At 57.9% G+C, this 21,139-nt stretch carries 21 protein-coding genes; 14 read left to right on the forward strand and 7 right to left on the reverse strand.

The window, feature by feature from the left end; all coding sequences use genetic code 11:
- The first annotated feature begins 417 nt into the window (after window positions 1-417).
- The 5 genes from AAF739_02330 to AAF739_02350 all read left to right on the forward strand — a co-directional run bounded on the left by AAF739_02330 (window position 418) and on the right by AAF739_02350 (window position 5,951).
- Window positions 418-660 carry a hypothetical protein gene (locus AAF739_02330; GenBank protein ID MEM6381485.1) on the forward strand — a complete coding sequence of 81 codons (243 nt, stop codon included), beginning with the start codon at window positions 418-420 and terminating at the stop codon, window positions 658-660.
- A 152-nt stretch (window positions 661-812) separates the two neighbouring features.
- The gene (locus tag AAF739_02335; GenBank protein ID MEM6381486.1) at window positions 813-1,967 is read left to right on the forward strand and encodes a LacI family DNA-binding transcriptional regulator; all 1,155 of its coding nucleotides are present in this window, start codon (window positions 813-815) and stop codon (window positions 1,965-1,967) included.
- 289 nt (window positions 1,968-2,256) lie between these two features.
- Window positions 2,257-3,528, forward strand: a complete 1,272-nt coding sequence (locus tag AAF739_02340; protein ID MEM6381487.1) for an ABC transporter substrate-binding protein — start codon at window positions 2,257-2,259, stop codon at window positions 3,526-3,528.
- Window positions 3,529-3,535: 7 nt separating this feature from the next.
- A complete protein-coding gene (locus AAF739_02345) occupies window positions 3,536-5,239 on the forward strand; it encodes an ABC transporter permease (protein MEM6381488.1) in 1,704 nt (567 codons plus the stop codon).
- A 55-nt stretch (window positions 5,240-5,294) separates the two neighbouring features.
- Window positions 5,295-5,951 carry an ATP-binding cassette domain-containing protein gene (locus AAF739_02350; protein ID MEM6381489.1) on the forward strand — a complete coding sequence of 219 codons (657 nt, stop codon included), beginning with the start codon at window positions 5,295-5,297 and terminating at the stop codon, window positions 5,949-5,951.
- Here the strand turns inward: AAF739_02350 and AAF739_02355 are convergent.
- Window positions 5,943-6,755 (reverse strand): alpha/beta hydrolase, encoded by an 813-nt coding sequence (locus tag AAF739_02355; protein MEM6381490.1) that lies wholly within the window; start codon window positions 6,753-6,755, stop codon window positions 5,943-5,945. The two genes, AAF739_02350 and AAF739_02355, sit on opposite strands and share 9 nt — an antisense overlap.
- Window positions 6,756-6,835: 80 nt before the next feature.
- On the opposite strand from AAF739_02355, the gene AAF739_02360 reads away from it, so the two are divergent.
- Together AAF739_02360 and infC are read left to right on the forward strand one after the other, a co-directional pair.
- Window positions 6,836-7,954 carry a glycosyltransferase family 4 protein gene (locus tag AAF739_02360; GenBank protein ID MEM6381491.1) on the forward strand — a complete coding sequence of 373 codons (1,119 nt, stop codon included), beginning with the start codon at window positions 6,836-6,838 and terminating at the stop codon, window positions 7,952-7,954.
- A gap of 110 nt (window positions 7,955-8,064) precedes the next feature.
- Entirely contained in the window at window positions 8,065-8,676 is a 612-nt protein-coding gene (gene infC, locus AAF739_02365; protein MEM6381492.1) for a translation initiation factor IF-3, read from the forward strand.
- An 80-nt stretch (window positions 8,677-8,756) separates the two neighbouring features.
- Here the strand turns inward: infC and AAF739_02370 are convergent, their stop codons facing one another.
- From AAF739_02370 to AAF739_02380, 3 genes are all read right to left on the reverse strand, one after another.
- On the reverse strand, window positions 8,757-9,983 hold the full coding sequence (locus AAF739_02370) for a glycosyltransferase family 4 protein (GenBank protein MEM6381493.1): 1,227 nt from the start codon (window positions 9,981-9,983) through the stop codon (window positions 8,757-8,759).
- 41 nt (window positions 9,984-10,024) lie between these two features.
- A complete protein-coding gene (locus AAF739_02375) occupies window positions 10,025-11,008 on the reverse strand; it encodes an NAD-dependent epimerase/dehydratase family protein (protein MEM6381494.1) in 984 nt (327 codons plus the stop codon).
- A gap of 272 nt (window positions 11,009-11,280) precedes the next feature.
- A complete protein-coding gene (locus AAF739_02380) occupies window positions 11,281-11,484 on the reverse strand; it encodes a hypothetical protein (protein ID MEM6381495.1) in 204 nt (67 codons plus the stop codon).
- A gap of 225 nt (window positions 11,485-11,709) precedes the next feature.
- Between AAF739_02380 and rpmI the strand changes: the two genes are divergently transcribed.
- The 7 genes from rpmI to AAF739_02415 all read left to right on the forward strand — a co-directional run bounded on the left by rpmI (window position 11,710) and on the right by AAF739_02415 (window position 17,963).
- On the forward strand, window positions 11,710-11,910 hold the full coding sequence (gene rpmI, locus AAF739_02385; protein MEM6381496.1) for a 50S ribosomal protein L35: 201 nt from the start codon (window positions 11,710-11,712) through the stop codon (window positions 11,908-11,910).
- A gap of 33 nt (window positions 11,911-11,943) precedes the next feature.
- Complete coding sequence (gene rplT / locus AAF739_02390; GenBank protein ID MEM6381497.1) at window positions 11,944-12,300, forward strand: 50S ribosomal protein L20; 357 nt, start codon at window positions 11,944-11,946, stop codon at window positions 12,298-12,300.
- Window positions 12,301-12,436: 136 nt separating this feature from the next.
- On the forward strand, window positions 12,437-13,537 hold the full coding sequence (gene pheS / locus AAF739_02395; protein MEM6381498.1) for a phenylalanine--tRNA ligase subunit alpha: 1,101 nt from the start codon (window positions 12,437-12,439) through the stop codon (window positions 13,535-13,537).
- Window positions 13,538-13,636: 99 nt separating this feature from the next.
- A complete protein-coding gene (locus AAF739_02400; protein MEM6381499.1) occupies window positions 13,637-14,173 on the forward strand; it encodes a TIGR02281 family clan AA aspartic protease in 537 nt (178 codons plus the stop codon).
- Window positions 14,174-14,280: 107 nt separating this feature from the next.
- Complete coding sequence (locus AAF739_02405) at window positions 14,281-15,804, forward strand: phosphomannomutase/phosphoglucomutase (GenBank protein MEM6381500.1); 1,524 nt, start codon at window positions 14,281-14,283, stop codon at window positions 15,802-15,804.
- A 3-nt stretch (window positions 15,805-15,807) separates the two neighbouring features.
- Window positions 15,808-16,848, forward strand: coding sequence for a histone deacetylase family protein (locus AAF739_02410; GenBank protein MEM6381501.1), 1,041 nt, complete (start codon window positions 15,808-15,810; stop codon window positions 16,846-16,848).
- A gap of 71 nt (window positions 16,849-16,919) precedes the next feature.
- Window positions 16,920-17,963: a PhnD/SsuA/transferrin family substrate-binding protein gene (locus AAF739_02415; GenBank protein MEM6381502.1), complete on the forward strand. Its 1,044-nt coding sequence runs from the start codon at window positions 16,920-16,922 to the stop codon at window positions 17,961-17,963.
- 11 nt (window positions 17,964-17,974) lie between these two features.
- Here the strand turns inward: AAF739_02415 and AAF739_02420 are convergent, their stop codons facing one another.
- The 3 genes from AAF739_02420 to AAF739_02430 form a co-directional block, all read right to left on the reverse strand.
- Entirely contained in the window at window positions 17,975-19,627 is a 1,653-nt protein-coding gene (locus tag AAF739_02420) for a hypothetical protein (GenBank protein ID MEM6381503.1), read from the reverse strand.
- A gap of 170 nt (window positions 19,628-19,797) precedes the next feature.
- Entirely contained in the window at window positions 19,798-20,403 is a 606-nt protein-coding gene (locus AAF739_02425; protein ID MEM6381504.1) for a TadE/TadG family type IV pilus assembly protein, read from the reverse strand.
- Between the two features lie 59 nt (window positions 20,404-20,462).
- The gene (locus tag AAF739_02430; GenBank protein MEM6381505.1) at window positions 20,463-21,017 is read right to left on the reverse strand and encodes a TadE/TadG family type IV pilus assembly protein; all 555 of its coding nucleotides are present in this window, start codon (window positions 21,015-21,017) and stop codon (window positions 20,463-20,465) included.
- Between the last annotated feature and the right edge of the window lie 122 nt (window positions 21,018-21,139).

Genomic DNA, 21,139 nt, shown 5'->3' on the forward strand with positions numbered 1-21,139 from the left:
ACGCGCAGTACAGAGGTCAAAGGTTTCGGTGCGATTAAAAGCGCACCAAACTATCAAAACGCGAACGGCTTTACTGACCACACACAAGCGCACAACAGGCCGAGCGTTATCCCGAGCCCAGCACTGTCTTCGAGTTATCGGCACATCTATAGTTAAGTCAATGCCGGACGCCCCGTACTGTGGGGTTTTCAGCGCTTCCGCGACCCTCCAGACTTCCTGTGTTGCTAAGCGGATACAAGGTCACGCGCGGTGATCTGGACCGCCCTTGGGTGCTCAGCGCTGACCACATCGATAGAGCGTTACGGCTCCTTAACGCTGCTTGTTTACCTTCCAATTTACAGGACGCAGGGCAGGGTCGAGTTACGGGCCAGTGTGCCGCGCCTCCTGATTCTGTGCCCATTGCTTGGTGATCCCCCGATGCAAGACCCCCAAGATACCCGTTCCACCGCTGCCAAGCGGCTTGGCCCGTTCATGCTTCGAGCCTGCCTCACTGGTCTGGCTCTTGGGCTAGCTGGGATCGGCCTCGTGGAGAACAGTCAGAGGTTTTCCGATCCGGCCTCGCTGCGAACAGCGCAAGCCAGCTCAAGTGCATTGGAGCTGCCGGAGACGGACGCTGTACCGGGGGCCGCAGCTGCGCCACGTGGTGACCGTCTGAACTGATCTGCGCGGCAGGTTGATGCCACGAACCACGCGGCCGGACGGCCGCGGTACGGACCCGCATGCGTGCAGGAAAGCATTCGACTTTTCTTATATTGGAAATAATCTTGAGAATTATGTCCTAGAGTGCAATATTCAAGGCAAGGAGCCTTGCCATGAGTCATGACCGCCGAGAAACTCGCGCCGACGCAAAGCCGCTGGACGGCGATAAGCGCAGCGCTACGGACGTTCGCCCCAAACAAACGGTCGATCTGCGCGCCTTGTCTGAACACTTAGGTTTATCCAAGGGCACTATTTCGCGGGCGCTAAACGGATACCCCGAGATCGCCGAACGCACCCGCATCCGCGTTCTGCAAGCCGCCCAGGAGCTTGGCTACAAGCCAAACAGGGCTGCAAGGCGTTTGGCGACGGGCCGCAACGATCTGATTGCTTACATAGGCGTTGGTGCTGACTGGATGACGGTAGACCGAGCCTTCTTGGGCAGCCTGTCAGAAAATCTTGCAGCTAGCGGGTACGGCCTGCTCGTGAGCCTTGCCGACAGCATTGATCACGCCTGCGAAGCGATGACACAGCTTCTGGATGAGCAGCGCGTCGATGGCTTCGTTTTCAACAGCCCCAACCCGTTTGATGGACGACTGGACCTGGTTTCACAGCGCAGCGTACCGTCCGCGATTGTTGGCGCCTCAGGCGCTTACGGATCTTCGCCCCACCTCACAGACCAAGGCATCCCTGTCGTGGGCTTAAGTGATTCGGTCGTGCTTGATGGTTTGGTCGACTACCTAACCTCCATGGGACATAGCGCAATCGGCTACTTCGGATGCGACGCGCCCGACGTCTTGCAAATGCACCACACCAAAACATTGGCCGCCGCTGCGGGCAACCGGAACGCAAGCTTCTCAAGCTCACTGCTGAATGGCGATCGACTCAACGTCGAACAGCGCACCGCCCAGCTCGCCACCGAGAGTGCACAATCGCTTTCGAAACGCGCCACCGACCTGCTTAAGGAGCGCCCCACGGCCGTCTTTTGCGGATGTGAGCGTACAGTGGTTGCTTTGTACATGGCTGCCCGCGAGCAGGGGCTTAGCGTGCCGGCGGAGCTTTCGATCATCGGAATAGGTTCCAGCCAGCTCGCGTCGTGGTTGTCTGGAGGCTTGTCCACCGTATCGTGGTCGCTGGGTGAAGCGGGGCGCCTCGCAGCCGACTGCGTGGTCGCGCAAGTCGAAGGTAACAGCCTTCCCGAATTGCAGGCCGGGATCGAAGCTACGTTTTTAGCACGCGCAAGCCACGGGCCGGCGCCGCAAATCAGGTAGAGCAAGCAGCCCCCTCTCAGGCCTAGTGACGCGGTATGGATCAGGCAGGCGAAACGCACGCCCTCAGTTTCATCAATCGGCCCGGCGGGGTCTTCGCCGAAGATCGCCGTGCTGCTTCCTCCCAAATAGAGCTCTCACCGGTTTGTGATGTGCACGTGACGCGTGCGCTTGGCATGAAGGCCAAACCCGACCAATCTTCGCCTACGCTGTCCTGGTTCTAACTATCGCCCGCCGCTTAGGTTTTTTCTGCTTCGACCTCTCGTCATTGTCTTCAATAGGCCCGTTATTCATGTCTTCCAATTTTCCCACCAGCGCATGCAAGAGTGCGCACTTCCGGACCCGGCCGACTGCATCCGGGGTCGCCGCCGCACTCCTGATGTTGGCTGCCGCACCTGCCGCAAACGCAGCCTCGCTTGCCGATTTCGATGCGCTGGTCGCCCAGACTGAAGGCCAAACGGTGTTTTTTCATGCCTGGTCGGGGGACCCCACCATTAATGCCTACATCGACTGGGCTGGAGACGAGATCGAAGCGCGCTTCGGTATTGAACTGGAGCATGTTCGGGTCACCGACACATCAGATGTCGTGGGCATCGTGCTGGCAGAGACTGCAGCAGGTCGAGACAGTGGCGGGTCGGTCGATCTGGTGTGGATCAATGGCGAAAACTTCATAGCCCTTAAGGAAGCCGGGCTCCTGTTCGCGCCCGATGACGACGGCTGGGCTGACCGGCTACCGAACTGGAACTTTGTAGATGACGAAGGTAATCCTTCGCTCACAGTGGACTTTACGGTTCCGGTCGAAGGGCTTCAGGCTCCGTGGGGAACCGTTCAGTTCTCCTTCTACTATGACGCCAACCTTATTGCAGAAACACCGGATAATCCGCTGGCGCTTCTAGACTGGGCGCGCTCCAATCCGGGTCGCTTCACGTATCCGCAGCCTCCGAACTTTCTTGGATCAACTTTCCTCAAACTACTTTTGGCTTACACGGTCGATGATCGTTCGCGTCTTGCGGAGCCGCTTGAAGCAGCCGATGCAGACGATGCTCTGGAACCGCTTTTTGCGTACCTTGACGAGCTGCATCCTCATCTGTGGCGCTCGGGCAGAACCTTCCCCGCCAATCAAGCAGCACTGCGGCAGCTTTTCGCCGATGGTGAGATTGAAATAGGATTTGCGAACAACCCCGCCGAAGCATCGGGCGCTGTAGCGCGAGATGAGTTTCCCGCAAGCACACGCTCGTTCGTTTTCGACGACGGGATGATTGCCAATTCGCATTTCCTGGCGATCCCAGCGAACGCCAACGCGCCCGAGGCCGCGATGGTGGTTGCAAACTTCCTGATGAGCCCGGTGGCCCAGTTGCGTAAACAGGACCCCGCAGTTTGGGGCGACTTCACGGTGCTCGATATCGAGGCTCTCGATGACGCAACCCAGGCAGCCTTTGGCGCTCTCGATCTCGGCGTTGCCACGCTTGGCCCCAGCGAGTTGGGACCGGCGATCTCAGAGCCGCACACCAGTTGGCTTGAAGCGATCGAAGCGCAATGGGCGGCGCGCTACCAAGGCGGTTAAGACACCCATGCCGGCCGCCCTGCCAAGGCTCGTTCGGCTCGCGCCATCAGCAGCAATCGGTCTTTTGGTTTTTCCCGTTCTGGTTGGATTGGCAGGCGCTGCCCTCCCCGCTTTCGGTTTCTTCCCCGCCCTCGGTGGTCATACACTGTCGTTGGAGCCACTGCGCGACGTCTTCGCCCAACCTGGCATCTGGAAGTCGATTGGTTTGAGCGCATTGGTCGGTCTGTTCAGCCCACTGATCGCTCTGGTTCTGACGTTTGTCCTGCTTGCTGCAACCTGGGGAACGCCCGCATTGGCCGCCGTTCGGCGGCTCATAGCGCCGCTTCTTTCAGTCCCGCACGCGGCTGCGGCCGTGGGCTTGGCTTTTCTAATCGCGCCTTCAGGCTTTCTGTTCAGGCTTATCTCGCCAGAGCTTAGCGGTCTTACGCGCCCACCCGACCTGCTGATCATTCAAGACCCGCTCGGCCTTGCGATGACAGCCGGCCTGGTGGCGAAGGAGATGCCATTCATTTTGCTAATGTCTTTAGCGGCGCTCCCAGCACTTGATGGTCGCAGACGGCAGATGGTGATGACGTCGATTGGCTATGGGCGAGGCATGGGCTTTGCCCTGGCAGTTGCGCCGCAACTCTACCAGCTCATCCGACTTCCGGTTTTCGCGGTCATTGCGTATGCCTCATCGGTCGCCGATGTGGCCATCATTTTGGGTCCGACAACACCAGCTCCGTTGTCTGTCCGCATCCTTGACTGGGCGTCTGATCCCGATCTGACTTCGCGCTTTATGGCTGCTGCAGGGGCCCTTGTTCAACTCGCTCTGACGGTGTCGGCTCTCTTGATATGGTTCGCGGCCGAGAAGATTTTGGGGCGACTTTGGGAGCTGTTTGCAACGTCTGGGATTCGGTCGGGCCGGGGTGGCAAAGGCTGGCAAGCGCTGGCGCTGGCTGTTCCGCTTGTCCCGATGCTTGCCATCGCGGCCGGGCTGGCCCTGTTGCTTGTCTGGTCGTTCGCTGGGCCGTGGCGATTTCCCGACACACTGCCATCCAGTTGGAGTCTGCGTGCGTGGATGCAGATGGGATCGGACGGGTTTGAACTCGCTCAGACATCCATGCTCATCGCCCTCGTGCCCACACTGGTTGCCGCGATCCTTATAATCGGTTGCCTCGAGGTTGAGTTTGCGACAGGTCGAACGGGCGGCAGTCGATCGCTTCTGATCCTCTACTTGCCATTGCTTATCCCACAGGTGACGTTTCTTTTTGGCCTGCAGTTCCTTGCCATCGTGCTGCGCGCCGACGGCATGATTGTTTCGGTTATGATGGCGCATCTGGTTTTTGTGCTACCGTACATGTTCCTTTCGCTCGCAGACCCTTACCGTCGATTCGACCGCCGAGTGATTCAGGTCGCTTCCGGTCTCGGGCTGGGTTTTTGGCGCAGGCTTTTTCAGGTTCGTCTGCCTATGATGATCGCACCGATCCTGACAGCTCTGGCGATCGGCATCGCGGTTTCAATTGGTCAGTACTTGCCTACACTGCTGGTGGGCGCTGGTCGCGTTCCGACACTGACCACCGAAGCGGTCGCACTTGCCGCGGGCGGAGATCGGCGCGCGTTAGCAGTCGCTGCCACGCTGCAGTCTGTCCTGCCGTTCGTCGCATTTTGGATGGCGTTGGCACTGCCGGCTTTCGTCGCACGCAAACGCAAGGGCATGCAGATCGCATGATACCCTTGGCTCTCAGCGCGCGATACGATCAGCGGAACCTCGAAAGGTGCATCCGATGAGGGGGATGGCCCAGACGCAGGAGGCCTTGGTACTCGATAAGCTGTCGGTCAGCCTTCACGGCCGTAGTCTACTGGAGTTGACCGCGCGCATTGAGTGCGGCCACGTGCTGACGGTCATGGGGCCGTCCGGGTCAGGCAAATCGACCTTGCTTCACGCTCTGGCCGGCTCGCTGGCTCCTGTCTTCAAGCTGCACGGTAGCGCCAAGCTCGGCGCACAGAACGTATTGGCTCTGCCTGCGGAGACCCGACGTATGGGCCTTCTTTTCCAGGACCCTCTGCTTTTTCCGCACTTGTCTGTCTGCGGGAACCTGATGCTCGCCATTCCGCGTACCGCTGCAAAGGGCCGCAAAGCGCGTCAGGCACTTGCCGAAGACGCCTTGGCCGCAATCGGCCTGAAAGAGTTTGGTCCACGTGATCCCGCGACCCTGTCGGGAGGCCAAGCAGCGCGCGTTGCGCTTCAACGCACCTTACTTTCGCAACCCCGCGCGCTGCTCCTCGACGAGCCTTTTTCAAAACTCGACGTTGCCCTACGCGAAGACATGCGCCGTTTGGTGTTTGAGCACGCCAAAGCGCGAAACCTGCCGGTCATACTCGTTACGCACGATGCGGACGATGCACATGCGGCAAACGGAGAGATTTTCTCGCTAGAGTAAAGTTCCGCCTGCCGTGGTGCCGATGTTGTGCATCAGAGCCTCAAGGGTTCGGTTCAAGACTTCGATGTCTTCCGGGCGTGACAGCCGATGGTCACCGTCCTTGATCAGGGTCATCTGCACATTCTCTCCCACCAGTGCATCAAACAATTTGAGCGCGTGTGTGTGTGGCACATCGGGATCCGCAACACCCTGAATGATCCGAACCGGGCACTGCGTCTCAATCGTGCCATCGAGAACGAGGTTTTGTTTTCCGTCCTCAATCAAGGCGTGGGTGATAATCGTTGGCTCATCATCGTACGGACTTGGCTGAGACAGCTGTCCAGTAGAAAGAATGGTTTGGCGCTGATCCTCAGTGAAGCGTGGCCACATCAGTGTTTGCGTAAAATCCGGCGCTGGCGCAAGCAGAACGAGCCCCTTGATCGGCGATGGGACGTTTGTCTGTTTGGCGCGAAGGGCGGCATCACGAGCCAGAAGCAGCGCGATCCATCCACCCATAGATGATCCTATCAGCACAACCTCGCCGGCCGCTTTTGCGTTTATCATCGCCTGTGCGTCATCGGCCCACGAGCTGATGGTTCCGTCCGTGAAGGCACCGGTCGACTTTCCGTGTCCGGCGTAATCAAAGCGCAAACATGCCTGCTGCCGCTGCCGCGCGAAGGCCTCCAAGGCCAGCGCCTTCGTGCCGTCCATGTCTGAGCGAAAACCGCCGAGCCAAACCAGCGTTGGCCCGCTGCCCTTTAAGCCGTGGAAAGCAAGTTGATGCGTTTGCCGGTCCAAGAATTGCGGCTTCGATTCAGCGTTCATAAGGAGCAAGCCCGTTGCACATCTGTCGATCGTCGGTATAGCAGGCCGCATGGTCCAAGCCAGCGCCCCGACCGCGTAAAATGCGTGTACTGCAACTCATCCCCGAACTTGAGACCGGCGGAGCCGAACGCACGACGATTGATATTGCTATCGCCCTGGTCGAGGCGCGGAAAGGCGCTTGGGTCGTCAGCGAGGGCGGACGCATGGTGCAAGAGCTGCCAGCCGAAGCTCACCATCGGACCTTGCCGGTCAAATCGAAAAATCCGCTTGTTATCCTTGCAAACGCAGTCCGGATCGCTCGGCTGTGTCGGCGTGAGAACATTTCGATCATTCACGCTCGAAGCCGTGCGCCGGCCTGGTCCGGGTTGATCGCTGCGCATTTGGTCGGAGCCAGATTCGTAACGACCTACCATGGTGCTTATAGGGGCCAGAACGCCGCCAAGCGGTGGTATAATTCGGTTATGGCGCGTGGAGATGCCGTTGTTGCGAACTCAAAGTTCACAGAAGCGTCTATCGCCAAGGTCTATCCGTTCGCCCGCAGTCAGCTTGTTACCATTCCCCGAGGAACAGACCTCGGTCAGTTCGATGGGCATGCGAAGCCTTATGACTGGCGCCTGCCGGCCAACGCACGGACGATTGTCCAGATTGCCCGGCTGACCGAATGGAAGGGGCAGGCCGTGGCGATTGAAGCGCTTCAACTGCTCGACGAAAACACCCACCTTGTCCTGTGTGGTGATGATCAAGGGCGAGCCGGCTACAAGAAAACGCTCGAAGAACGAGCCGAAAGACACGGTTTGACCGATCGCGTGCATTTCGTGGGCCACGCCGATCCAGCCCGAGCGCTCGCCTCAGCGGATGTGTGTATCGTCCCATCAATTCGGCCAGAGGCCTTTGGGCGGGCTGCAGTGGAAGCGCAGGCCGCCGGCGTTCCGGTGGTTGTTTCGCAACTCGGTGCTGTTGGGGAAACGGTCATGGCACCCCCCAATGTTCCCGAAACAGCCCGGACAGGCTGGCACGTCACTGCAAACGATGCGTCGGCTTTGGCTCAAGGCATCACCGAAGCGCTTACTCTTGCGCCCGCTGCACGCGATGCCCACGTCAAGCGGGCAAGCGAGCACGCGCGGCGACATTTTTCACTCAGCGCCATGCGATCTGCTACTCTCGCCGTTTACGAACGCTTAGCCGCATCAGGCAGCTGATCAGACCACACGCTTCAAAGGTGTATTTTTGGTCGCAGGACTGCTTGCAAGCGGGCGTTCCATGCGGCACAAACTGCATCCCATCATTCAACGTTCAAGGAGACAAAGCCATTCGCCGTCCGCACCGTAGTCAAGCCGTTGTCAAAGAAGGCCCTCGCACAAACGACAAAATCCGCGTCCCCACCGTCCAGCTCATAGATGAAAACGGTGACAATCGCGGTGAGACCGATACCAGTGAAGCTCTTGAGATCGCGATGGCCGCTGGTCTCGACCTGGTGGAGATTTCACCGAACGCCCAACCACCGGTCTGCAAGATCATGGATTTTGGGCGCTTCAAATATCAGCAGCAAAAGAAGGCTGCCGAGGCGAAGAAAAAGCAGAAGACCGTTGAGGTCAAAGAAGTGAAGATGCGGCCCAACATCGACATCCATGATTACGATGTGAAAATGCGCAACGCGCGCCGCTTCTTCAACACAGGCGACAAGGTGAAATTCACGTTGCGGTTCCGGGGTCGCGAAATGGCCCACCAAGAGCTGGGCATGAACGTTCTCATGCGCGTGAAGGATGAGACCGAAGACTACGCAAAGGTCGAGGCGCATCCGAAAATGGAAGGCCGTCAGATGATGATGGTTCTTGCGCCCATCCCGCAAATGGTCGGCAAGATCGACGTCAAGGGTGAAGTCGAGCCCGAAAATGACGGCCCGGAGCACGATGAGGACTAGAGCGGCAGCAAGGACACACGATCTGGAGCGCTGCTTGCCCTGGAATTATTGACGACGCTCTAAAGGCGGTGATGCCTGTCTCAATCTGCCAAGCTCGCCTCAACAAGCCTGTTCCATTCGCCGGTAACTTTAGCGCGCGAAAACTGTGTTTGGTAGGTTTCAAAGCAACGCTGCTGGATACTGGCCAAGGTTTTTGGATGGTTTGAGGCTTCTTCCAGCTGGCTAGCCACCAGATCAAGCGTTTCCGGTGTCAGTGTCCAACCTATATCGTAGCGATCAATCCAATTGGCGATCGCGCTGTCCTGCGGACCCGCGTAGAGCACCGGCCGGCCCGTCGCCAAACTACCGAAGAACTTGGACGGAACGGCAACGCCGGACCATTCCGGGAAGAGGCTGGCCATATGGATGTCAGCGCTCCCCAGCCTCTTCTCAAGCATCTCAATTGGCGCGAACCCGGCAAACGAGATGTTGGTGTCCTCTTCAGTCACCGCCGCTTTAAGGGCATCCGCCCTATTGCCTCGGACTGCGAAGCAAAAATGGATATCGGGTCGATGCCTCAACCGTCGCGCAAGGCGTAATATCTGCTCATGGTCGTGCGCTTCGCCGAAATTGCCGGAATAAAGGACGCCAACTCGGGCGTCTCCGAAAAGCTCGCGGCGAACCTCTGCGTCTTGGCTAGTGGGCTGCTCCGGCTCGACCAGCGCCCATGGCGTGAGCTCGAGCTCGCGCGCACCGTGGTCGTACAACCTCAGTAGGCGCCGCATGCACACGCCAATGTCGACGATGGCGTCATACCTGCGGTAAGCCATGCGCATTGCGGCTTTCACAGCTTTGAGCGCTGCGGAAGTTTGAGCGACCGTACCCGACACTTCCGCTGCTTCCGGGTGCAAGTCAAAGCACCAATGAACCAGCTTGATGTTTGGCGCGAGAAGCCGCAGCGGGATCGCCACGAGAGCACCGAACATCGGGTCTGTTCCTACAATGACGAGATCAGGCCTCCGGCTCTGTGGGCGAAGGGCCAAACCGGTCCATTTGGCGATCATCCAACAGGAATTCGCGAGCCGTCCAAAGAAGGACGCCTGCCGGAAACGGGGGCGGCTCACTCGGTTGTACGTAACCCCGTTATGCACCTCATGGCGGCGATAGGTTTTGGTTTCATCGCGGCATCCGCGGTTGCACGGTAGCGCCTCGACCAACCAACCTTGGGCTGTAAGGTCCTCGGCAAGCCCATCCAGATGCTGCGCGCTGACGACATCGTCTGGATGCATGAAGTGATATAGGATCGCAACCTTGCGCCTCGCCTGCATTACCTAACCTATAATGCTGACGTGCTTAATCGAACGGTGGTTCACGCTGCGTCGCGGTCCTGCTGCGGAAGCACTTGGGCGGAAATCCAATTGTAGGTCTTCTGCATGCCAACTGCCAAAGGTAACTGAGGTTTCCAGCCCAGCTTCTCCGCGATCAGGCGATTGTCCGAGTTTCGGCCACGAACGCCTTCGGGGCCGGGTACGTTGTTGATCTGTAGAGACTTATTGGTGAAGCCGATGACCATGCGCGCCAAATCATTGATCGAAATCATCTCTTCGGAGCCAACATTCACCGGACCTTCGAAGTCCGACCGCAGCAGACGCGTTGTGCCTTCAATGCACTCATCGATGTACAGAAATGAGCGTGTCTGCAGACCATCGCCCCATATCTCGATATTGCCGCCGTCCGGCGCTTCGGCCACCTTTCGGCAAACGGCAGCAGGCGCCTTCTCCTTGCCCCCTGTCCAAGTGCCTTCGGGGCCGAAAATATTATGATAGCGCGCCACACGACACTGCATGCCATGATTGCGGTTGTAGGCGAGATATAGGCGCTCTGAGAAGAGCTTTTCCCAGCCATACTCACTATCGGGATTAGCCGGGTATGCGCTATCTTCGGCACAGTTGGGGTTATCGGGATCGAGCTGGTTATGCTCGGGATACATGCAGGCGGACGACGAATAGAAGACGCGCTTGATGTTGCGTTTGTAGCAAGCGTCGAGGACGTTCAGATTGATCGTCGCTGAGTTGTGCATGACGTTGGCGTCATTCTCGCCGGTAAAAATATATCCGGCCCCGCCCATATCGGCAGCAAGTTGGTAGACCTCGTCAAATCTGCGGTCGACAACCTGGGAGACGAACCGTTGGTCGCGCAGATCACCAAGCGCAAAGTCATCGGCTTCCGTCTCGGCGTGCTCATGGAATTTAATGTCAGCGCCTCTGACCCAGAAACCTTCTTGTTTCAAACGCTTAACCAGATGGCCACCAATAAAGCCACCTGCACCACACACCAACGCTGTTTTTGCCATTGACGGCTTGCCTTCTCACTTTGCCGAACGGACGCTCGATCTCCGAATGGCTTGACTGAATTTTGCTACGGCTGCCGATGACGTAAGAGAGAATTTATGTCGCGGCTAGGTAACGCTTATAGCTGATGGAAGGCTTCGAGCAATCCAAGCCGACGTGCCTTGGTAAATGTGTCAACTGTTAGGGCAGATGACCGCTAGGGGACCGGTTACTGCTTGGATCGCCTGGTTACAACATTGTTTTCGAGCCCATGCGCGGGCGTAACTATCCACCCTCAAAACTCAGCATTGGAACAGTTGTCGATAACGTCCATCACCGCGAAACTCGATCCGGTTGCCGGAAACTCACTGCGCGCGGATCGCTGATCGTCAATACCGACGGAAACCGAAGCAACACTGCCCGCTTGACCTAACGCCAAAGCATCATCCGCTCCCACATCGGCAAGCACGACCGCCGCACCGTCACGCCGCAAATGCATCGACGCTTCGTACGACCTTTCGTGCACCCCATCTGATCGGGTTTCTGATGAGCCGTTTTCAACCCCTTGCCCCGTTTCCCTGCTTTCGCTATATGCATGTCGTTGTCAGCGATCCGGCCAGTGTTGGGCTGCCGTGTTCGCTCGAACCGCTCAAGCTAGATGGTAATCAAGCAGCGTCCTAATCGCCCGCGCAGTTTTCCGCTCGGGCCAACATGAGATGAGCAAATGCCCAAGATGAAGACCAAGTCAGGCGCGAAAAAGCGCTTCAAACTGACCGCGACCGGCAAGGTTAAGGTTGCGCAGGCTGGCAAACGGCACATGATGATTAAGCGGACAAACAAGTTCATTCGGAACGCCCGCGGAACCATGGTGATGGCCGAACCAGACGCCCGGGTTGTCCGCAAACACTTCCTGCCGAACGGCTAACGCCGCCCACCTAATCAGTTTGGAGAATTCACAATGTCTCGCGTTTCCCGCGGCGTAACCAACCACGCTCGCCACAAGAAAGTCCTCAAGCGAGCCAAAGGCTACTACGGACGGCGCAAAAATACGATCCGCGTCGCCATGCAGGCAGTCGAAAAGGCCAATCAATATGCCTACCGAGACCGCCGTACGAAAAAGCGGACCTTCCGTTCGCTCTGGATCCAACGCATCAACGCCGCAGCCCGTGAGCACGGCATGACTTATGGCAGCTTTATAAATGGCTTGAACAAGGCTGGCGTCGAGGTTGATCGAAAAGTCCTCGCCGATCTGGCCGTTCGAGAACCTGCCGCCTTTAACGCGCTGGTCGATACTGCGAAGGGTGCCTTGGCCTGACAGCTTGCTCCATTGAAAGAGCCTGCCAAAGCCCCGCCCACAGGTGGGGCTTTTTTCTAGGATGATGGCCCTACGCTTGCACTTTTGCGGTTCAAAGCTACAACCGCGCCAACCGTTTACACCCGAGTGAATGATCATGATCGAAGCCGCCACGCCAGACACCCTAGCTGCGCTGGAAGCCGATATATCGGCGGCCATTAAGGAAGCAGCCGACGAAGCGGCGCTCGACGTAGTCCGTGTCGGCGCGATCGGGAAAAAAGGTTCGGTGTCCGAGCAGATGAAGACGCTCGGCAAAATGACAGCGGAAGAGCGGCAAGTGATGGGGCCAGCGCTTAATGGTCTCAAGACGCGCGTTGCCGACGCGATAGCGGCCCGGAAAGCTCAGCTAGAAGAAGAAGCGCTCGAGGCACGTCTCGTAACAGAGCGCGTCGACGTCACACTGCCTGTTCTGCCCGGCCCCACAGGCGAAGGCCGCATCCACCCTGTCAGCCAAGTCATCGATGAGATCACGGCCATCTTCGGTGACATGGGCTTCTCAATTGCAGAAGGACCCGACATCGAGACAGATGAACTGAACTTTAGCGCGTTGAACTTTGCCGATGACCATCCGGCCCGCGAAATGCATGACACGTTCTTTTTCAACGAGAAGGAGAACGGTGAGCGCCTTTTGCTGCGAACCCATACCTCACCGGTCCAAGTCCGAACCATGCGATCCCAGGAACCGCCCATCCGGATCATCATTCCGGGGCGGACCTATCGCTGCGATAGTGACCAAACCCATACGCCGATGTTCCATCAGGTCGAGGGCCTTGTGATCGACAAGTCGAGCCATATCGGACATCTCAAGTGGATCATTGAGGAGTTCTGCAAGAGTTTCTTTGAAGTGCCGTCGGTCAAGATGCGCTTCCGCCCATCCTACTTCCCCTTCACCGAGCCTTCCATGGAGGTCGATATCGGCTGTGACCGCTCAGGCGATGAGGTTCGGCTTGGCGAGGGCGACGATTGGATGGAGATTCTCGGTTGCGGCATGGTGCATCCAAACGTCCTGAGCAATTGTGGTCTCGATCCGGACGAATATCAGGGCTTTGCATGGGGTATGGGTATCGATCGCATCGCGATGCTGAAGTACGGTATGCCGGACCTGCGCGCCTTCTTCGAAGCGGACGTCCGCTGGCTGACACATTATGGCTTTCGACCGCTCGACATGCCAAGCCTAGTGGGTGGGTTGAGCCGGTAAGGCCCTATTAACGCAACACAAAGTGTAACCGAGGCTCCGCCGACCATTAGCTAATGCGTCATCACCATCCAGTACCTTCCGCCCAAACAGGGGGTGCGTATGCGCGGCTTGATGATGCTTTTTGGCGGCTTTGTGCTTGGTTTTGCCAGCGCTACGGCGCTGCTGGTGACAATCAGCCCTGAGGGCGGCACACAGCAGGCAGTTGCGCAGACGGCACAGCAGCCAGCACAACGATCGCAGACCCCTGCCCGGCCGGCGGCGACCGGCGGCGATGAGGTCTTTCGTCTCAACGGCCGCGGCCATGTTGAAACGTATGCCGAGATCGACGGAGCCGATATGCCGGTTTTGATCGATACAGGTGCGACTTTGATCAGCCTGCGAGAGAGCGACGCCAGGCGTGCCGGATACCGCCTGCGCAACAGCGACTTCAATGTTCCGGTCAACACGGCAAACGGGCGCAAGTACTCGGCACGGATCGTGCTCCGATCGGTTGAGATTGGATCGATCCGTGTTCGCAATGTTGAGGCGCTTGTCAGTCGAGATGACCAGCTTGGGATAAACCTGCTGGGCATGTCGTTTCTAACCCGTCTTGATGGCTTCCGCGTGGAAAACGGAATGTTGATCCTCGAAAACTAGGCCGGTTCCGCCCTCGCGCAGCATTTTGCCCTTTAGCAGGTGTCGCTTCCAAGCAGCTAGCCGCCGCGCTAAGGGAAGCTCAAACGTCTGAGGGAGGACACCGTCACATGATTTTTCCCGAACCTGCCAGCGCTCTCGCCCCCAATACGTCGGAGTTCGAGTCGACGCCGCTGGTGAAACCGACTGGCTTTCGCGAGTACGACGCGCGCTGGTGGTTTGGTCATCCAGGATCGGACGTCCCACCAGAGCTGAACCTAATGGGCGTTCAGGCACTTGGGGCTGGTCTGGGCACGCTTATCCAGCAGGAAGGGATCAAGCCCGAAATCATAGTCGGGCACGACTTCCGAAGCTACTCGGCGTCCATCAAATACGCGCTAATCGCCGGCCTGATGACGGCGGGCATCAAGGTTAACGATATCGGGCTCGCGCTGTCACCGATGGCCTACTTCGCGCAGTTCGCTCTCGATGTACCAGCTGTCGCTATGGTGACGGCTTCGCACAATGATAATGGCTGGACCGGCGTCAAGATGGGGATGCAAAGGCCCGTCACCTTTGGGCCTGAACAGATGGGCCGACTGCGCGACATAGTCTTGGGTAATTCGAGCGTCAGCGCACCAGGAGGCAGCTACACGTTTGTTCCAAATTTCGGCCAAACCTACCTCGACGATCTAAGCGTTGGCACCGTTCTGACCCGAAAGCTTAAGGTCGTGTGCGCGTGTGGGAATGGCACGGCTGGAGCGTTTGCTCCACACCTGCTGAAACGGATTGGATGCGAAGTCATCCCGCTCGATGTTGACCTCGATCACACCTTCCCGCGCTACAACCCAAACCCAGAAGACATGCAGATGCTGCATGCGATGGCAGACGCAGTTCGTGAACATGACGCTGATCTGGCCCTTGGATTCGACGGCGATGGCGACAGATGCGGTATCGTTGACAATGAAGGCAATGAGATTTTTGCAGACAAGATCGGCGTGATGCTCGCTCGTGATCTCTCGGCCACGCACCCAAACTCAACCTTCGTTGTTGATGTCAAATCAACCGGCCTTTTTCTGACCGACCCGGTACTCCAAGCGAATGGTGCGCGAGCTGAGTATTGGAAAACTGGGCACAGCTACATCAAGCGCAGAGTCGCCGAGACCGGCGCACTCGCAGGCTTTGAAAAGTCGGGGCACTTTTTCTTCAATGATCCCATCGGCCGCGGCTACGATGACGGCCTGGTAACCGCTCTGGCGGTTTGCCGAATGCTCGAGAACAACCCCAGCAAAAGTATGGCTGAGCTCTATCGCGACCTTCCGAAAACATGGGGGTCTCCGACAATGAGTCCCAAGTGCGCCGATGAGGTCAAGTACGATGTCATCGATCGGGTGGTCAGCCACTTCAGAGCACTTGATGCCAATAATGAGACTGTCGCTGGCCAACAGATTCGCGAATTGATCACCGTAAACGGCGTTCGCGTCGTAACGGAAGATGGGACGTGGGGCCTGATCCGCGCATCTTCGAACAAGCCGGAACTCGTTGTTGTCGTCGAGAGCCCGATTTCCGAGGCGCGTCTGCGCGAGATGTTCGACGCTATGGACAGCGCCCTGCGCCAAAACCCCGAGGTTGGCGCTTACAACCAGACAATTTGACCCGTGCTGCAGACGATTTATCCTCCCGATCACGCGTTGCATGACCCTCAGGTGGAACTTGCCGACGGAAAAGTGGTTCCAGCAGTGGAGGTGCCCGCTCGGGTGAATATGGTGCACAAAGGCCTTCAATCCGAAGGCCTTGGTTCAATTCAAGGACCCGAGCCACTCGATCGATCGCTCGTGGAGCGCGTGCACCGAGCCGACTATGTAGAGTTCATCGAGACGTTTTGGGATTTATGGCTTGCGAGTGGTCGCGACCCCGCCACACATGATGTCTTTCCGTTCGTCTGGCCTGCATCGGGGCTAAAGGGTCGGCGCCCGCGTCACATTGATGGCTTGATGGGCTTCTACTCGTTCGATGCTGGCACGCCGATGGGGCCAGGAACGTGGGCCGCCGTGCAAGCAAGCGCTGCTTGCGCACAAACCGGCGCAAACAGGCTTCTGAGCTCCGACGGACCGGTCTTCGCGCTCTGCCGTCCGCCGGGGCACCATGCCATGCCGAGCGGTTATGGCGGGTACTGCTTTCTCAACAATGCAGCCATCGCCGCTCAATCGCTGCGCGATGCAGGTGCCCAGAAAGTCGCAATCCTTGACGTCGACTATCACCATGGCAACGGAACCCAAGCCATTTTCGAAGCACAGCGTGACGTCCTGTTTGTGTCGATCCATGCCGATCCGCGTGACGAATATCCCTATTTTTCGGGGTATGCAGACGAATTCGGTATTGGAGAGGGGGAGGGTTCGACCCTCAACCTACCGCTGCCCTTTGGAACAGATTGGGTATCGTACCGATCTGCACTGGGCCACGCGCTGACAACGGTCCGCCACTTCGGGCCCGACGCGCTGATTATTTCGCTCGGTGTCGATACGTTTTATGACGACCCGATTTCCCATTTCGCTTTGCAGTGCGACGACTTTGTGCGGATGGGCGCTGACTTAGCGAGCCTGAAACTGCCCACCCTGTTTGTGTTCGAAGGGGGCTACGCAGTGGAAGCTCTGGCAGGCAACACGCTCGGGGTGCTCAAGGGTTTTTTGGATGCCTAGGATAGGGCCGCCCGGCGGCTTATGTGGTAGCCTGACACGTTTTCTTCACAACCAAGTCGCAAGGTCGGACCATGCGTAGTTCGTCCAAGACTCGTTCCGCCAGGCCAAGACTAAGATTGTCTTATGGTCTCGCCGCACTTGCACTCGGGCTCTCCGGCGCGACAGTGTTTAAGGCAAGTGCCGAAACCACCGGTACAATCGACAGGCGCGCGCCGCCGGCTGGCCTAACGCTGACCCTGCCCACAGTCCAAGAGCCGCAAGGCCCTACCCTTGAGGGCGAGGTTTTTCGCGTAGGGGTGTTGGCCAGTGTCACGCCGGATCGTCAACGTGCACGATTGGACCCTTACAGGCGGCATTTAGAAAGCGTGCTTAGCCGTCCCGTTGAGTTCGTTCCCTATCGTGAGGCGCGCGGATTGATGCTTGCGGCTAGCCGTGGGCAGTTGAGTTACGCGATCGCGCCGGGCAGTCTTGTCGCGGCAACGGCCTCACTGTGTGGTTGCGTGGAGCCGTTGGCAGCGCAACCCACGCATTTGGGGCTAGCTGGTCTGTTTGCTGCTCTTGCTGTGCCGGCTTCATCGTCCATCACATCGCCTGGCACCCTTGAGACACTGACTGCCGACCGCCTGGTTATCGTAGGTGAGAACAGTGTGGTTGCCCATCACATCGGGTTATCCGAACTGTCTCGCGCTGGCTTAGGGGTACGGGCAGATGCGAACTACCAATTTGCGTCCTCGCTTACGGATGCCGCTGAAGCGTTGACGGACGGACGCGCCGACGCGGCCCTGTTCTGGACGCCACAGGCGGCTGGACCCCAGATGTCTGCTGGGGTCCCCGCACATGATTTGACGGCCGATCAACGCAATGAGCTGCGCATCGTGTGGCGCTCACCGCCTGCGATTGGAGAGACGCATTTTGCGCACACGCAGCTTTCGGCGGACGTCCAGCAGGCTCTGCAATCGTCTCTGATACTGCTGGCAAATCAAAACGGCGCGGCTTTCGACGCGATCGACAATGGCTCGGGCAAAGCCTTCGTCACTACCACGTTATCCGATTATCGCCCGTACACCGACGCCTTACGGTTTTGGGCCGTCATCCCGCGATCACTGGAAGACTAACGCCCTGTGTATCAGCCGGCCTTCAGCAGAGCATCACCACCCTCGATTGGGTTCAACGCTTGGCCTGTGCTGGGCAAACTGATGCGAAGAATTGTCTCGCCGTCGCTGATGTTTAAGTCGACAAACTGTCCACCGGCTTGCATCAGGGCTTGTGTCAGCGCCGCGCGAGGAAGGGTTGGATCAATGCTCTTGACGCGTCTTTCACCGCCGGAAATTCGCATGGCTGAGATGTCCTTGATGGAGATCGTCACAGTGTTCTGGTCGCTCTCGTGCGCATCGACCTTCAGGAATGGGCGTTCCGCTGTGGTGTTGGCGTAAACGAGCAGCAGGGCTTGCCGCAGGGCGTTGCGCAAAGCGGTGGGCTTGGCCTTCATTCTTGGCAAAAGGCCATGCTCAAGCTTGCCAGACACCAAACCGTCCCGTGCTGCCTCATTGTACCAGCCGTTGAGGATCCGATCAGGCAGTATGGACTGCGGTTGTTCAGGATCTTGTGCTGAAGAATTGGCTTCGAGCAGGCACAAGCAGGACTCCAAGAGCCTGCGCATCTCTTGTAGTTCAGCCGAGTGCGCCTGAGAACGCGCATCGGCACGTTTTGCTTCAAGCAATGCCTTGCGTGCATCGCGCATCAAATCATCGATGATCACCAGGGCAACAAAGCGCATACTGCCGCTATCCGCATCGCGCTTCACCTCGACCTGGTAGCCCAAAGCGGTGACCATTCCAGCGTAGACGTGTAAACCGAGCATGACCGGCGCTTTGCCTTCACCAAGCACCTCGAGGATTGGTCTCGGCTCGGCTTTTTTTGCTCCCAAGACCGATGCGCAGTTCGGGTACGATTTGGCGAGCTCCACCACATCATCACTGGCAAATAACCGCAGAGCAGCCGCATTTGCCGCCATCGGTTGACCGTCCGGCCCGTACTGGATCAACGCAAACTGGAAAGCATCATTGGCGGCACGAAGGATTGCCAATTCATCCTGATAGACTGCCGCAATCGACTTCAATAACTGGTCGACGGCATCGCCTATGGAACCGATCTCGTCTGATCGTGAGAACTCCAACTGATAGTCGGCCGCGTGCATCGGGTCGCCGATTGCGTTCCGAAGCGCAGTGTTGACGCGCTGCAATGGACGAATAACAAGCCAAAGTGCACTCCAAAGGAATAGCACTGCAGCGCCCCCCGATACTATCAGGACACTGATGCCGAATTCGATCGCTTGGGCACGCGTCCCCTCAACAACAGGGGCGTTCGGCAGCCTGAGAATGAGGTGATGACCAGCACCGGTCTCTTCAGGTGTGAGGTGAATGTCGAAGGCGTCCGCGTTCAAGCTTTGCTGCTGCTTGACACCCGATATGCGGGCGTGGTTGAGGTCAAGGACAGGCTGTTCCCCAAACACCGACACCGGTTCACCGGCTGCGTCGTAAACCACGCCGCCTTCGATCAGGCCGTCGCCGACCATACGGCGACCGATCTGACGCTTTTGCTCGGCTGTTAGGAACGTTCCGGGAGCGACAGAATGGTACCAAGCCTGTCGGACCTGCTCGATCGCGGCAGCCCGATTGGCATCCCCCCAAATCAGCATTGACGGACCCAAAAACAGGGCTTCTGTCACAACCACGGCTGCGACCATACAAGCAGCCATGGTCGCCGACAGCTTCTTCAAGCCCCGGTTCTTTGCGAGAACTTTGGTGCGGATACCGTCAGATGCCACTGACCAACTCACAGACTGTGTCTAGGTGAGTTGACAACAATATGGTTAACAAAAAATGTTTAGCCACACCAATGGCTTAGGTCACAGTGATCCTGCAATCTGCTCCTGGATCAAAACCCGCTCTAGACGCAGCCAGGAGCCGTAATTGTCGACGAGCGGCGCGGTCTCAAGTAAAACGCATCACTCAGCGTAATCGAGCCAGTGATGACGGACGTCGTTGTGGGCGTGTGATTGTAAAACAGTTGCGCCGCCACAAGAAAGGTATCGGGCTGCAACAGTGTTCCGGGAACCGTATAACTGCCTCCAACGCCTGGACGGCCGCGATTTCGCGCACAGGACCACTCCACGGTGACATCGCGCGATGCGTTTATTCTCAAGCCAACCATTTCGATGGACAGATTGGTCACATCATAAGGCTGAAGGATCGCGACCGTCGCATCCATGATGTCGTCGACCTCGGCAGCGGTTAGGTTGGACTGTTGTGTCACGAGATCAGCAAGTGCAGACGACGCATGCGATACTTTTCGGTCGATCGAGACAGCTTGGCTTAGCTCAATCGAGCCAAGCCACAAGGCGATCATAAACGGTGCAATCAGCGCAAACTCGGTTGCGGCAATCCCTTTACGATCAACAAGAAAGCTACGCGCGCGCGCCAGCGAGCGCATAACGCCCTGTGCCTCGGACGTCCGATCAGTTCTTTTGCTGGTGCGGTGAAACAGTTTACGCATGTGACTACTCTGGCTTTGCGATCGTGGAAGGCCTAGGCGCGGAGACGCAGCCTAGCCACCTACTCAAACGGCTCATTCCTGAAGGCGGTTGTCGCAATCAGCAAACGCTGGCGCCCTCCGATATCGGAGGCATCAAGGCCGAAAAAATTGAAAAGCAGCGGCCAACGATAGAACGCCCGGACAATTATCGTCTCGCCGCCGGCTCCGGGCGTGTAATCAAAACCGCCGTTGAAGTTGCCCGCGCCATCGACAGCAGGCCGAGCAAGATCTGCATCGTCGAACGATACGGCGCGCTGAACATCGACACGCAATCGATCGTTACAATCGAAGAGACTTCCTGCCGACGCGCAGACAAGTTGGCGAAAGTCTTCCGCTCCTACGCCCCGCTCCTGCACCTGGCCGGTGCGGATCTGTCGACCCGCCTCGTACACACCCGATTCAAGCAGCTGGCCGGCCCAGAAGACCATCGCAGTTTCGATGATCGCCATCTTCAAAAAGAAGAAAGGTACAGCAATAATCCCGAATTCGACGGCAGTTGCGCCGGAAGGTTGGCGCCAGAAACGCTTCGCCGCACCGCTGAGTGCGCGAACTCTGTCTCCCGTTGCCTGTATCATCGACTACAACCTCTCAGCGCTATGTGAGCGGCGGTGGTTTCACTTCATCGATGCGCTTCTAACGAAGTTTGCGACCCACGATGACCCGACGCTCGGGCCAAGTGTCACACGGAAAAGTAAAG

Source organism: Pseudomonadota bacterium (assembly GCA_039024915.1).
Classification (GTDB): domain Bacteria; phylum Pseudomonadota; class Alphaproteobacteria; order Rhizobiales; family MH13; genus MH13.

Excerpts from the sequence above, each read along its gene's own strand:
- AAF739_02330 (MEM6381485.1), top strand. The coding sequence starts at position 418 with ATGCAAGACCCCCAAGATACCCGTTCCACCGCTGCCAAGCGGCTTGGC.
- AAF739_02335 (MEM6381486.1), top strand. The coding sequence starts at position 813 with ATGAGTCATGACCGCCGAGAAACTCGCGCCGACGCAAAGCCGCTGGAC.
- AAF739_02340 (MEM6381487.1), top strand. The coding sequence starts at position 2,257 with ATGTCTTCCAATTTTCCCACCAGCGCATGCAAGAGTGCGCACTTCCGG.
- AAF739_02345 (MEM6381488.1), top strand. The coding sequence starts at position 3,536 with ATGCCGGCCGCCCTGCCAAGGCTCGTTCGGCTCGCGCCATCAGCAGCA.
- AAF739_02350 (MEM6381489.1), top strand. The coding sequence starts at position 5,295 with ATGAGGGGGATGGCCCAGACGCAGGAGGCCTTGGTACTCGATAAGCTG.
- AAF739_02355 (MEM6381490.1), bottom strand. The coding sequence starts at position 6,755 with ATGAACGCTGAATCGAAGCCGCAATTCTTGGACCGGCAAACGCATCAA.
- AAF739_02360 (MEM6381491.1), top strand. The coding sequence starts at position 6,836 with ATGCGTGTACTGCAACTCATCCCCGAACTTGAGACCGGCGGAGCCGAA.
- AAF739_02370 (MEM6381493.1), bottom strand. The coding sequence starts at position 9,983 with ATGCAGGCGAGGCGCAAGGTTGCGATCCTATATCACTTCATGCATCCA.
- AAF739_02375 (MEM6381494.1), bottom strand. The coding sequence starts at position 11,008 with ATGGCAAAAACAGCGTTGGTGTGTGGTGCAGGTGGCTTTATTGGTGGC.
- AAF739_02380 (MEM6381495.1), bottom strand. The coding sequence starts at position 11,484 with ATGCATTTGCGGCGTGACGGTGCGGCGGTCGTGCTTGCCGATGTGGGA.
- rpmI (MEM6381496.1), top strand. The coding sequence starts at position 11,710 with ATGCCCAAGATGAAGACCAAGTCAGGCGCGAAAAAGCGCTTCAAACTG.
- rplT (MEM6381497.1), top strand. The coding sequence starts at position 11,944 with ATGTCTCGCGTTTCCCGCGGCGTAACCAACCACGCTCGCCACAAGAAA.
- pheS (MEM6381498.1), top strand. The coding sequence starts at position 12,437 with ATGATCGAAGCCGCCACGCCAGACACCCTAGCTGCGCTGGAAGCCGAT.
- AAF739_02400 (MEM6381499.1), top strand. The coding sequence starts at position 13,637 with ATGCGCGGCTTGATGATGCTTTTTGGCGGCTTTGTGCTTGGTTTTGCC.
- AAF739_02405 (MEM6381500.1), top strand. The coding sequence starts at position 14,281 with ATGATTTTTCCCGAACCTGCCAGCGCTCTCGCCCCCAATACGTCGGAG.
- AAF739_02415 (MEM6381502.1), top strand. The coding sequence starts at position 16,920 with ATGCGTAGTTCGTCCAAGACTCGTTCCGCCAGGCCAAGACTAAGATTG.
- AAF739_02425 (MEM6381504.1), bottom strand. The coding sequence starts at position 20,403 with ATGCGTAAACTGTTTCACCGCACCAGCAAAAGAACTGATCGGACGTCC.
- AAF739_02430 (MEM6381505.1), bottom strand. The coding sequence starts at position 21,017 with ATGATACAGGCAACGGGAGACAGAGTTCGCGCACTCAGCGGTGCGGCG.